General features: G+C 68.4%; 11 protein-coding genes. 6 read left to right on the top strand and 5 right to left on the bottom strand.

Annotation, left to right across the window (positions count from 1 at the left end):
- The 6 genes from GD429_RS38185 to proC form a co-directional block, all read left to right on the top strand.
- Window positions 1-1,376: FAD-binding oxidoreductase (locus tag GD429_RS38185; protein ID WP_227792128.1), on the top strand; the 1,376-nt coding region annotated here is incomplete at its 5' end.
- A 145-nt stretch (window positions 1,377-1,521) separates the two neighbouring features.
- Complete coding sequence (locus GD429_RS38180) at window positions 1,522-3,015, top strand: FAD-linked oxidase C-terminal domain-containing protein (protein ID WP_047899854.1); 1,494 nt, start codon at window positions 1,522-1,524, stop codon at window positions 3,013-3,015.
- Window positions 3,016-3,198: 183 nt separating this feature from the next.
- The gene (gene glcE / locus GD429_RS38175; RefSeq protein WP_152865145.1) at window positions 3,199-4,287 is read left to right on the top strand and encodes a glycolate oxidase subunit GlcE; all 1,089 of its coding nucleotides are present in this window, start codon (window positions 3,199-3,201) and stop codon (window positions 4,285-4,287) included.
- 7 nt (window positions 4,288-4,294) lie between these two features.
- The gene (glcF, locus tag GD429_RS38170; protein WP_152865143.1) at window positions 4,295-5,521 is read left to right on the top strand and encodes a glycolate oxidase subunit GlcF; all 1,227 of its coding nucleotides are present in this window, start codon (window positions 4,295-4,297) and stop codon (window positions 5,519-5,521) included.
- Window positions 5,522-5,624: 103 nt separating this feature from the next.
- Window positions 5,625-6,323, top strand: a complete 699-nt coding sequence (locus tag GD429_RS38165; protein ID WP_152865141.1) for a YggS family pyridoxal phosphate-dependent enzyme — start codon at window positions 5,625-5,627, stop codon at window positions 6,321-6,323.
- Between the two features lie 51 nt (window positions 6,324-6,374).
- Complete coding sequence (proC, locus tag GD429_RS38160; protein WP_034182779.1) at window positions 6,375-7,187, top strand: pyrroline-5-carboxylate reductase; 813 nt, start codon at window positions 6,375-6,377, stop codon at window positions 7,185-7,187.
- A 96-nt stretch (window positions 7,188-7,283) separates the two neighbouring features.
- On the opposite strand, the gene ubiA is transcribed toward proC, so the two are convergent.
- The 5 genes from ubiA to GD429_RS41775 all read right to left on the bottom strand — a co-directional run bounded on the left by ubiA (window position 7,284) and on the right by GD429_RS41775 (window position 12,400).
- Window positions 7,284-8,147 (bottom strand): 4-hydroxybenzoate octaprenyltransferase, encoded by an 864-nt coding sequence (gene ubiA, locus GD429_RS38155; RefSeq protein WP_152865139.1) that lies wholly within the window; start codon window positions 8,145-8,147, stop codon window positions 7,284-7,286.
- Between the two features lie 253 nt (window positions 8,148-8,400).
- The gene (locus GD429_RS38150) at window positions 8,401-9,309 is read right to left on the bottom strand and encodes a patatin-like phospholipase family protein (protein ID WP_152865137.1); all 909 of its coding nucleotides are present in this window, start codon (window positions 9,307-9,309) and stop codon (window positions 8,401-8,403) included.
- Between the two features lie 383 nt (window positions 9,310-9,692).
- The gene (locus GD429_RS40840) at window positions 9,693-9,857 is read right to left on the bottom strand and encodes a hypothetical protein (RefSeq protein WP_193727323.1); all 165 of its coding nucleotides are present in this window, start codon (window positions 9,855-9,857) and stop codon (window positions 9,693-9,695) included.
- A 110-nt stretch (window positions 9,858-9,967) separates the two neighbouring features.
- Window positions 9,968-12,154: a catalase/peroxidase HPI gene (gene katG, locus GD429_RS38145; RefSeq protein WP_152865135.1), complete on the bottom strand. Its 2,187-nt coding sequence runs from the start codon at window positions 12,152-12,154 to the stop codon at window positions 9,968-9,970.
- Between the two features lie 120 nt (window positions 12,155-12,274).
- Window positions 12,275-12,400, bottom strand: coding sequence for a hypothetical protein (locus tag GD429_RS41775; protein WP_265334719.1), 126 nt, complete (start codon window positions 12,398-12,400; stop codon window positions 12,275-12,277).
- Between the last annotated feature and the right edge of the window lie 285 nt (window positions 12,401-12,685).

The following is a 12,685-nucleotide window of genomic DNA, read 5'->3' as shown; positions in this document are numbered from 1 at the left end:
GCCCGCTTCCCCCCGCCATGCTCGATGCGCTGCGCGCCGCCTTCGGCGAGCGCGTGTCGACCGCCGAAGCGGTCCGCGCGCACCACGGCCGCGACGAATCGCCGTTCGATCCGCAACTGCCCGACGCCGTCGTGTTCGCGCACAGCGCGGACGACGTGCGCGAAGTCGTGTCGCTGTGCTCGCTCTACAGCGTGCCGCTGATCCCGTACGGCGCCGGCTCGTCGCTCGAAGGCCACCTGCTCGCGGTGCGCGGCGGCGTATCTCTCGACCTGTCGGAAATGAACCGCGTGCTGTCGATCAACGCCGAGGACCTGACCGTGACGGTCGAGCCGGGCATCACGCGCAAGGCGCTCAACGAAGCGCTGCGCGACACCGGCCTGTTCTTCCCGATCGACCCGGGCGCCGACGCCAGCATCGGCGGGATGACCGCGACCCGCGCATCGGGCACCAACGCCGTGCGCTACGGCACGATGCGCGAGAACGTGCTCGGCCTGACCGCGGTGCTCGCCGACGGCCGCGTCGTGAAGACGGGCACGCGCGCCCGCAAGTCGTCGGCCGGCTATGACCTCACACGCCTGTTCGTCGGCTCCGAAGGCACGCTCGGCGTGATCACCGAGATCACGCTGCGCCTGCACCCGCTGCCCGAAGCCGTGTCGGCCGCGATCTGCACGTTCCCGACGATGGGCGACGCGGTGCGCACCGTGATCGAGACGATCCAGATCGGCGTGCCGATCGCGCGCGTCGAATTCGTCGATTCGCTCGCCGTGCGCTCGATCAACCGCCACTCGAACCTGACGCTTGCCGAAGCGCCGACGCTGTTCTTCGAATTCCACGGCACCGAGGCCGGCGTGAAGGAACAGGCCGAACTCGTGCAGGCGCTCGCCGGCCAGAACAACGGCCAGGGCTTCGAATGGGCGACCCGCCCCGAGGACCGCAGCCGGCTCTGGGCCGCGCGCCACAACGCGTACTTCGCGATGCTGCAGTTGAAGCCGGGCTGTCGCGCGGTGACGACCGACGTCTGCGTGCCGATCTCGCAACTCGCCGCGTGCGTCGAGGAAACCGAGGTCGACTTGCGCGCGTCGTCGCTGCCCTGCCCGATCGTCGGCCACGTCGGCGACGGCAATTTCCACGTCGCGATCCTGATCGACCCCGACAAGCCCGAGGAACTCGCCGAAGCCGAGCACATCAACGACCGGATCGTCGAGCGCGCGCTGCGCCTCGGCGGCACCTGCACGGGCGAGCACGGCGTCGGGCTGCACAAGATGCGGTTCCTGCCGAAGGAGCACGGCGACAACGCGATCGACACGATGCGCGCGATCAAGCTCGCACTCGATCCGCGCAACCTGATGAATCCCGGCAAGATTTTCACGTGCTGAGCGCCTCCAGACCCGTCGCTTCGCGCCAGGCCCTCCAAGGGGGCATCCCGCAAGGGGACTCCCTTCGGTCGGAAAACCTGGGGCGGCCCGGCGTTTTCTTGAAAGACGGCGGCGCGACGTCGCGCCCGCTGCCGCAGGAGACCCCATGAACGCTCCCGTCGAACTGTCGAGCGCGGCACGCGCGCAGCGCCAGCGCGAAGTCGTGCAGGCCCTGATGGCCGTGCTGCCGACGCACTGCCTGCTGTACCGCGACGAAGACACGGCGCCGTACGAATGCGACGGCCTGTCCGCCTACCGCCGCCTGCCGCTCGCGGTCGCGCTGCCCGAAACGGAATCGCAGGTGCAGCGGATCGTGCAGATCTGCCGCCGCATGGAAGTGCCGATCGTGCCGCGCGGCGCGGGCACCAGCCTGTCGGGCGGCGCGCTGCCGATCGCGCTCGGCGTCGTGCTGTCGCTCGCGCGCTTCACGCGCATCGTCGAGGTCGACCCGTACGCGCGCACGGCGACCGTGCAGCCCGGCGTGCGCAACCTCGCGATCTCGGAAGCCGCCGCGCCGTACGGCCTGTATTACGCGCCCGATCCGTCGTCGCAGATCGCCTGCACGATCGGCGGCAACGTCGCGGAAAATTCCGGCGGCGTCCATTGCCTGAAATACGGGCTGACCGTGCACAACGTGATGCGCGTGCGCGCGGTGACGATCGACGGCGAGATCGTCGAGTTCGGTTCGCTCGCGCTCGACATGCCGGGCCTCGACCTGCTCGCCGTGATGATCGGCAGCGAAGGGATGTTCGCGATCGTCACCGAGGTCACGGTGCGGCTGATCCCGAAGCCGCAGACCGCGCAACTCGTGATGGCGAGCTTCGACGACGTGGTCAAGGGCGGCGAGGCCGTCGCGGCGATCATCGCGTCGGGCATCATCCCGGCCGGGCTCGAGATGATGGACAAGCCGGCCACGCAGGCCGTCGAGGCATTCACGCACGCCGGCTACGACCTCGACGCAAAGGCGATCCTGCTGTGCGAATCGGACGGCACGCCGGAAGAAGTCGCGGAAGAGATCGTGCGAATGACGGCCGTGCTGCGCGAGCACGGCGCAACGCGCATCCAGGTGTCGCGCAACGAACAGGAGCGGCTGCGCTACTGGTCGGGCCGCAAGAACGCGTTCCCGGCCGCCGGCCGTATTTCCGCCGACTATTACTGCATGGACGGCACCGTGCCGCGCCGCGCGATCGGCCCGCTGCTCGCGCGCATCGAGCAGCTCGAGACACGCTACGGGCTGCGCTGCATCAACGTGTTCCATGCGGGCGACGGCAACATGCATCCGCTGATCCTGTACAACGCGAACGATCCTGACGAACTGCACCGTGCCGAGGAGTTCGGCGCGGAAATCCTCGAATGCTGCGTGGAATTCGGCGGCAGCGTGACGGGCGAGCACGGCGTCGGCATCGAGAAGCTCAATTCGATGTGCGTACAGTTCTCGCCGCAGGAGCGCGACGCGTTCTTCGCGGTCAAGCGCGCATTCGACCCGGCCGGGCTGCTGAACCCGGACAAGGGTATCCCGACCCGCGCGCGCTGCGCCGAATACGGCCGCCAGCACGTGCGCGGCGGGCTGCTGCCGCACCCCGACCTGCCGCGCTTCTGAGCGTCGCGCGGGGCGCGGGCCGCGCCGGCGGCCGCTCCGCACCCTGCTGCCGTGCCCGCGCGGCCCGTTCGCGCGGCGATGCGGGCATGCGGCCCGCAATACGGGGCTTAGGGATAGTCGCGATGTGGAATCGCGCCACCCCGGTACAATCGACCGAACAACAAGTCGAGGCAGCAACAGAACATGGAAGAGGACGACATCGTCGCCGGATGGGCCGAGCGCATCCGTGCGGCCAGCGCCGACGGCCGGCCGCTGCGGATTCGCGGCGGCGGCACCAAGGACTGGTACGGCCAGGCGCTCGAGGGCGAAATACTCGACACGCGCGCGTTTCAGGGCATCGTGTCGTACGACCCGGCTGAGCTCGTCGTCACGGTCCGCGCGGGCACGCCGCTCGCGCAGCTTGAAACCGTCCTCGCCGAGTGCGGCCAGATGCTGCCGTTCGAGCCGCCGCACTTCGGCCGCGCGGCCACCGTCGGCGGCTGCATCGCGGCGGGCCTCGCGGGCCCGCGCCGCGCCACCTGCGGCGCACCGCGCGATTTCGTGCTCGGCGTCACGCTGATGAACGGCCGCGGCGAGGTGCTGCGCTTCGGCGGCCAGGTCGTGAAGAATGTCGCCGGCTACGACGTGTCGCGGCTGATGGCCGGTTCGCTCGGCACGCTCGGGCTGATGCTCGACCTGTCGATCAAGGTGCTGCCGATGCCCGTCGCCGAAGTCACGCTGAAGTTCGAGATGACCGCGACCGACGCGGTGCGCAAGCTCAACGAATGGGGCGGCCATCCGCTGCCCGTCAGCGCGAGCGCGTGGCGCAACGGCACGCTCGTGCTGCGCCTGTCGGGCGCCGAAGCAGCCGTGAAATCCGCGAAGACGGTGCTCGGCGGCGAAGTCGTCGACGCGGTCGAAGCCGAGCGCTTCTGGGCCGGCCTGCGCGAGCATACCGATCCGTTCTTCAACGGCATTCCGCCCGGCTATGCGCTGTGGCGCCTCGCGCTGCCGTCGATCACCGAACCGATGCACCTGCCGGGCACCCAGTTGATGGAATGGGGCGGCGCGCAGCGCTGGTGGATCACCGACGCCGATGCGCAGACCGTGCGCATGAGCGCGAAGCAGGCCGGCGGCCACGCGACGCTGTTCCGCGCGGGCGACACGTACGACCGCAGCGCGGGGGTGTTCACGCCGCTGCCCGCCCCGATGATGAAGATCCACCGCGGGCTGAAAGCCGCGTTCGATCCCGCGCGCATCTTCAACCGCGGCCGGCTCTACCCCGATCTCTGAGAGCTCGATGCAAACGAACCTCGCCGATTTCATCCGCAACACGCCCGACGGCGACGAGGCCGACGCGATCCTGCGCAAGTGCGTGCATTGCGGGTTCTGCACCGCGACCTGCCCGACCTATCAACTGCTCGGCGACGAACTCGACGGCCCGCGCGGGCGCATCTACCTGATCAAGCAGATGGTCGAGGGCGCGCCCGTCACGCGCAGCACGCAGCAGCACCTCGACCGCTGCCTCACGTGCCGAAGCTGCGAGACGACCTGCCCGTCCGGCGTTCAGTATGGCCGGCTCGTCGAGATCGGCCGCAAGCACGTCGAGGCGCAGGTGCGGCGCCCCGTGCAGCAGCGTCTCGTGCGCCGCGTGCTCGCGAGCCTCGTGCCGAACGCCGCGCTGTTTTCGCCCATGATGCGACTCGGCCAGCACGTGCGGCCGCTGCTGCCGAAGCGGCTGCGCGACAAGGTGCCGCCGCGCACGCGGCTGCTCGAATGGCCGCACCGCACGCATACGCGCAAGATGCTGATGCTCGGCGGCTGCGTGCAGCCGTCAATGCTGCCGAACATCAACATCGCGACCGCGCGCGTGCTCGACGCGCTCGGCATCGAGACGGTCGTCTCACCCGACGCGGGCTGCTGCGGCGCGATCCGCCTGCACCTGAACTATCACGACGAAGCGCTCGACGACGCGCGCCGCAACATCGACGCATGGTGGCCCCACGTCGAACAGGGCGCCGAGGCGATCGTGATGAACGCGTCGGGCTGCGGCGCGACGGTGCTCGAATACGCGCACCTGCTGCGCGACGATCCGGCCTACGCGGAGAAGGCGCAGCGCATCGTCTCGCTGACGCGCGACATCTCCGACGTGCTGCTCGCGTTCGAGGCCGAGCTCGCGACGCTCGCGCGGCGCCGCGCGATCCACACCGTCGCGTACCACCCGCCGTGTACGCTGCAGCACGGCCAGCAGTCGCGCGGCAAGGTCGAACGCCTGCTCGAGACGCTCGGCATCGACGTGCGGCTGCCGGCCGACAGCCATCTGTGCTGCGGCTCGGCCGGCACCTATTCGCTGACTCAACCGTCGCTGTCGTACCGGTTGCGCAAGCAGAAGCTGCTGAAGCTGCAGGCGCTCGAACCGCAGATGATCGTGTCCGGCAACATCGGTTGCATCGCGCACCTGCAAAGCGGCACGCAGATTCCGGTCGTCCACTGGGTCCAGCTCGTCGAGCATTTGCTGTACGGCTGACGCGGGCGTCGCGCGCGGCGTCCGTATAATGGGCGGATCGATGCGCCGCGTGCCGCGGCGCATCCGCTTCGTGCCTGCTTCCGTGCCTGCCTTCGTGCCCGTCATGTCCGATCTCGCCGCCCGTCTCGAATCCGTTCATCGCCGCATCGCCGACGCCGCCCGCGCGGCCGGCCGCGATCCCGCCACCGTATCGCTGCTCGCCGTCTCGAAGACGTTTCCCGCCGACGACGTGCGCGCCGCGCACGCGGCCGGGCAACACGCATTCGGCGAAAACTACGTGCAGGAATCGATCGACAAGATCGACGCGCTCGCCGATCTGCGCGCGAGCCTCGAATGGCATTTCATCGGGCCGCTGCAATCGAACAAGACGCGCCCGGTCGCCGAGCGCTTCGACTGGGTCCATTCGGTCGACCGGCTGAAGATCGCGCAGCGCCTGTCGGAACAACGCCCCGCGCACCTGCCGCCGCTCAACGTGTGCGTGCAGGTGAACATCAGCGGCGAGGCGTCGAAGAGCGGCGTCGCGCCGACCGACGTGGCCGACGTCGCGCGCGCGGTCGCCGCGCTGCCATCGCTGCGGCTGCGCGGCCTGATGGCGATTCCCGAACCGGCCGGCGATATCGAGGCGCAACGCGCACCGCATCGCGCGCTGCGCGCGCTGTTCGACGCATTGCGTGCCGGCGGCCTGCAGCTCGACACGTTGTCGATGGGCATGTCCGCCGATCTCGATGCGGCCGTGCTCGAAGGCGCGACGATCGTGCGCGTCGGCACCGCGATCTTCGGCGCGCGCGATTACTCGCACTGAACGCCGCGCCCTTTCCGCCTTTCCGTTCACTCACTCGCTCAATCGGACATCATGAAAATCGCATTCATCGGCGGCGGCAACATGGCCGCGGCCCTGATCGGCGGCCTGATCAAGCGCGGCGTCGCCGCTGAAGGCCTGTATGCCATCGACATCAACGAGGACGTGCGCGCGCGCGCCGCGCAGCAATTCGGCGTGCGCACCGGCGCGGCCGTCGACGCGACGCTCGCCGATTACGACGCGGTCGTGCTCGCGGTGAAGCCGCAGGTGCTGAAGGACGTCGCGCAGGCGCTCGCGCCGCACCTGAAGTCGCAGCTCGTGATCAGCATCGCGGCCGGCATCCGCGGCACGGATCTCGCGCGCTGGCTCGGCGACTACGCCCGCGTCGTGCGCACGATGCCGAACACGCCCGCGCTCGTCGGCATGGGCGTGACGGGCCTCGCCGCACTGCCGGGCGTCGACGCGGCGGGCCGCGAACTCGCGTCGAACGTGCTCGGCGCGGTCGGCGAGATCGTGTGGTTCGACGACGAATCGCAGCTCGACGCCGTCACGGCCATTTCGGGCAGCGGCCCCGCATACGTGTTCTATTTCATCGAAGCGCTGCAGGAAGCCGCGCGCCGCCTCGGCATGAACGACGAACAGGGCCGCGCGCTCGCGGTCGCGACGTTCGCGGGCGCCGCGCAACTCGCCGCGCAATCGGGCGAGCCGGCGAGCGTGCTGCGCGAGCGCGTGACGTCGAAGGGCGGCACGACGGCCGCCGCACTCGCGTCGTTCGACGCGCAGGGCGTGAAGGAAGCGATCGTGCGCGGCGCGCTCGCGGCCGAGGCGCGCGCGAAGGAAATGGGCGACGAGCTCGGCCGCGCGTAAGCGCGCCCGTGGTGCCGGCTGGCCTGGCGCCTGACATAAAAAAGCGACCGTCAGGTCGCTTTTTTATTGGAATTGCGCGCCGGCGCGCGGCTCCGTTCAGTTGCCGGCCAGCAGGTAATGCGCGGCGATCCCCGCGAACAGCACACCGCCGAGCCAGTTGTTGTGCCGGAACGCCGCGAAGCACGGCATCCGTTCGCGGCCCTTGATCAGCGTGTAGTGATACAGCGCGCAGCCGACCGCGGCCGCCCAGCCGGCCCAGTACGCCAGGCCGAAGCCGAGCGTCACGCCGATCCACACGTAGATGCCGAGCGTCGCCGCATAACACGCCATCACCGCCGCGACGTCGAAGCGGCCGAACGTCAGCGCGGACGTGCGGATGCCGATCTTGATGTCGTCGTCGCGATCGACCATCGCATATTCGGTGTCGTACGCGACCGACCAGAAAATGTTCGCGGCCAGCATCACCCACGCGATCGTCGGCACCGTGTCCTGCACGGCCGCGAACGCCATCGGGATGCCGAAGCCGAACGCGATGCCGAGATACGCCTGCGGAATCGCGAAGAAGCGCTTCATGAACGGATACGAGCCGGCGACGAACAGCGCGACGACTGACAATTCCTTCGTCAGCGTGTTGAGCGGCAGGATCAGCAGGAACGCGATGAACGACAGCCCGACCGCGATCGCAACGGCTTCCCATGCGCGAATCTTGCCGGACGTCAGCGGCCGGTCGGCCGTGCGCTTCACGTGGCGGTCGAAATCGCGGTCGGCGTAATCGTTCATCGCGCAGCCGGCCGAACGCATCAGCAGCGTGCCGAGCGAAAAGATCACGAGCAGCGGCCAGCGCGGGTGGCCGTCCGACGCGATCCACAGCGCATTGAGCGTCGGCCAGAGCAGCAGCAGGCTGCCGATCGGCTTGTCCATCCGGACGAGCCGCAGATACAGGGGAAAGCGGGCAAGCATGGCGGAGCACCGGGAAGATAATCCCGGCATTTTAGAGCCGAGCGGTGCTTCGCGTCATGTCGGAGCGTGCCGCAGCCGGCCGCCGCCGTGCGCCGACTGGCCGCCGCGGCCCGCTGCACATGGTCGCGCCGCAATGCACGTATATCAAGGGACAGATTCGAAGCGAACGCGGATCGAGCCGTTCGGCACACCGGCCGCGGTTTGGCCCGATACGGGCGGATCGGCCAGGGTCCGTGCCCGCGTTGGGCGGGCTCTACGCACCGGCATCGCAGGTCGGCCGCCGAGCCGAGTGCGTGTGCTCGTGCAACGCCCCCGGAATGAACGTCTGTTCGAGGCCGCCATCGCCGAGCCACGCGCGGGTCCGTTCGGCCGCGAGGTCGATCAACTCCTTGCACCGGGTGTAGTCGTACGGCGAGACGTCGAGCGGACATAGCGGCGGCACCACGCAAATCGTGGCGCGACTTTGGTAGAACTCGAGATCGCGCACGAGCTGGCGCGCGATCACGAGCGTCAGCGCATGCATCGCCTGCGCGATTGCGCTTCCCGGTGGCTTGCGCAACGCGCACGCGAAGCCTGCCGGCAGCACGACGATGCGCGTCGCGCCCCGCGCGACGGCAATCGAGATCGGTGTATTGTTCGCGACGCCACCATCGACCATCAGTCGATCGTCGATCCGCACCGGCGGGAACACGCCCGGGATCGCCGCGCTGGCGAGCACGGCGTCGACGACGAGGCCCGACGAAAGCACGATTTCGTTGCCGCTGAGCATGTCGGTCGCGACGACGTGCAGCGGCAGCGATGCACGTTCGACGTACCGATACCGCAGATGCCTTTCCAGCAGCAATCGCAGCGCGGTCGCCTCGACGAGGTGTGCGCGGTTCTGCAGAACCGTCCTCAACAGGCCGAGCATCGAAAACGGCATGATGTCGCGCCGGCGGATGTTGCACCACAGCGCTTCGAGCTTCGCGACGCCGTCTTCGTCGGGCTGCCCGGCGAAATACGCAGCGTTGATCGCGCCGGCGGACGCGCCGACCACGAAGTCGGGCCGTTCACCGTGATTGAGCAGTTCGCGCAGCATGCCCACCTCGATCGCACCGAGGCTGCCCCCGCCTGCAAAGACGAACGCGGTCCGTTCCGGACGCGCGCTTCGATCGAGGGCCATGGTTGTCTCCCGTACCGGGCCGGTAAAGAAGGATGAACGATGAAGTCTGCGATACAGATTCGCACAAGTCGGCAGGCCGCTCAATGCAGATCATGCCTGCTCCGGTCAACGGCACGCGAAGCCGCCGAGACACGACGCTCGTACCGACGAGCAGCCGGATGATGCAATTCCGCACCCCGAATCATGCGTGGACGGCGTCGACGACGGAGCCGGGTTGACCGATGCCGATGTTGATCCGCGTGGCGTTGTGTTTCCCGACTATCGTCAGGATTCCTCACCCATCACGTTGAAGCGGCGAACATGTATCGGGCAATTCGCGTGCCGCCCGCGTGCGGCATTCGTATGAGGCTCGCCTGTGCAGCGTCGCGCGAAAAACCGCGCGCTCAGTAGCCCGCTACCGGCGCGAGCGCGTGCAGCGCCTGCGCGACCAGCACGGCCGCGCCGCCGCCGGCGATCGCAAAGCCGACGAAGCGCCGCACGATCGCGGCCGGCGCCCGTGTCACCGGCACCGCGAGCGCGGCGCGCATGTCCAGCATCATCTGCGTCATGATCGTCACTCCTTCGAGAAAACATCGGGTCCAGAAGAAACGGCCGGTCGAACGACCGGCCGTTTCACGTTACTGCGTTACCGCACTACCGCGTTACGCTGCGGCCAGGTTCATGCGAGATCGAAGCGGTCGAGGTTCATCACCTTGTTCCAGGCCGCGACGAAATCGCGCGCGAACTTCTCCTTCGCATCCGCGCTGCCGTACACCTCGGCCAGCGCACGCAGTTGCGCGTGCGAGCCGAAGATCAGGTCGACGCGCGTGCCCGTCCACTTGACCTTGCCCGTCGCGCGATCGCGCCCTTCGAACACGTCGTTCGCGGCCGACACCGGCTTCCATTCCGTACCCATGTCGAGCAGGTTCACGAAGAAGTCGTTCGTCAGCGTTTCCGGACGGTCGGTGAACACGCCGTGCTTCGCGTCGCCGACGTTCGTGCCGAGCACGCGCAGGCCACCGACGAGCACCGTCATCTCGGGCGCGCTGAGCGTCAGCAGTTGCGCCTTGTCGACCAGCAGCGCCTCGGCCGGCGTCTTGTACGCATGCTTCAGGAAGTTGCGGAAACCATCCGCCAGCGGCTCGAGCACGGCCATCGCGTCAATGTCGGTCTGCTCCTGCGACGCATCCGCGCGGCCCGGTGCGAACGGCACCGTCACCGCCACGCCCGCATTCTTCGCGGCCTGCTCGACGCCGGCCGCACCGGCCAGCACGATCAGGTCGGCGAGCGACACCTTCTTGCCGCCCGTCTGCGCGTCGTTGAACGCCTTCTGCACGCCTTCGAGCGTCGCGAGCACCTTCGCGAGTTCAGCCGGACGGTTCACTTCCCAGTCCTTCTGCGGCGCGAGGCGGATGCGCGCACCGTTCGCGCCGCCGCGCTTGTCCGAACCGCGGAACGTCGCAGCCGACGCCCATGCGGTCGACACGAGCTGCGACACCGACAGGCCCGATGCGAGCACCTTCGCCTTCAGCGCCGCGACGTCGGCGTCGTCGATCAGCGGGTGGTCGACGGCCGGGATCGGGTCCTGCCACAGCAACTGCTCCGCCGGCACGTCCGGGCCGAGATAGCGTGCGCGCGGGCCCATGTCGCGGTGCGTGAGCTTGAACCATGCGCGTGCGAACGCGTCGGCGAACTCGGCCGGGTTCTCGTAGAAGCGGCGCGAGATCTTTTCGTATGCCGGATCGAAACGCAGCGACAAGTCGGTCGTCAGCATCGTCGGGCGATGCTTCTTCGACGCGTCGTACGCATCCGGAATCACTTCGCCGGCGTCCTTCGCGACCCACTGGTGCGCGCCGGCCGGGCTCTTCGTGAGCTCCCACTCATAGCTGAACAGGTGCTTGAAGAAGTCGTTGCTCCACTTGGTCGGCGTCGACGTCCACGTGACTTCCAGGCCGCTCGTGATTGCGTCCGCGCCCTTGCCGGTGCCGAACGCGCTCTTCCAGCCGAGACCCTGCTGCTCGAGGCCCGCAGCTTCCGGCTCGGGGCCGACGTTCGATGCCGGACCGGCGCCGTGCGTCTTGCCGAACGTGTGGCCGCCGGCGATCAGCGCGACCGTCTCTTCATCGTTCATCGCCATCCGCGCGAACGTCTCGCGGATGTCGTGCGCGGCGGCGACCGGGTCGGGGTTGCCGTCCGGGCCTTCCGGGTTCACGTAGATGAGGCCCATCTGCACCGCGGCGAGCGGGCTTTCGAGGTCGCGCTTGCCCGAGTAGCGGCTGTTCGGGCCGCCGCTCAGTTCCAGCCAGATCTTTTCCGAGCCCCAGTAGACGTCGTCCGGCTCCCACGTGTCGACGCGGCCGCCGGCGAAGCCGAAGGTCTTGAAGCCCATCGATTCGAGCGCGACGTTGCCGGTCAGGATCAGCAGGTCGGCCCACGAGATGTTGCGGCCGTACTTCTGCTTGATCGGCCACAGCAGCCGGCGCGCCTTGTCGAGGCTCACGTTGTCCGGCCAGCTGTTGAGCGGTGCGAAGCGCTGCTGCCCGCCGCCCGCGCCGCCGCGGCCGTCGGCCGTGCGGTACGTGCCGGCGCTGTGCCAGGCCATGCGGATGAACAGGCCGCCGTAGTGGCCGAAGTCGGCCGGCCACCAGTCCTGCGACGTCGTCATCAGCGCGTGCAGGTCCTTCTTCACCGCCGCGAGGTCAAGCTTCTTGAACGCCTCGGTGTAGTCGAAATCCTTGTCCATCGGATCGGACAGCGCCGAGTGCCGGTGCAGGATGTTCAGGTTCAGTTGATTCGGCCACCAGTCCTTGTTCGTCGTGCCGCTGCCTGCGGTGTGATTGAACGGGCACTTCGTTTCAGTCGACATGCGTTTTCTCCTTGGCTTGCTCGTATGCCTCCACCTGCTCGCTCCGGCAGCGTGCCGGGCGCGGATCGTGGAGTGTCATTGCGGGGATAGGAAACGGAACAGGTAGATCCTCCTGTCGTACTACGGGATGTCGTGCGTGGCCTTCGCCGCGCGTTCCCGCTGCGAGGCGCCGCAGGCGGGGCGCTCGGGAAACCGGCCGCCGGCGCGCATCGTGCCGCTGCGCGCGGTGTTCCAGCTTTCGGACATGCGATGCTCTCTCATGGCTTGGCGGCGGGTGAAGCAGGGGCACGCAGGACCGGCATGCGCCAACGTTCATCCGCCATATACGCGGTCCGCCAGGTATGCGAACGCAATCGGACGCAGGCGCCGAACCGCAACCCTGACGCGATGTACGACCTCGTCGCGCGACGGGATGTTCCGCTGCGCGTGCTGCAATACCGACCGCATCATGACATCCTCCTTTGACGCTTGCATTCAGCGTGCAAATCGACCGTCGACATGACGCCGATCCATGTAGAGAATTGTAGGCAA

It is taken from the genome of Burkholderia sp. BE17, from assembly GCF_009362305.1.
In the GTDB taxonomy this organism is placed as follows: Bacteria; Pseudomonadota; Gammaproteobacteria; order Burkholderiales; family Burkholderiaceae; genus Burkholderia; species Burkholderia pyrrocinia_C.
This window is presented reverse-complemented; position numbering and strand designations above follow the sequence as displayed.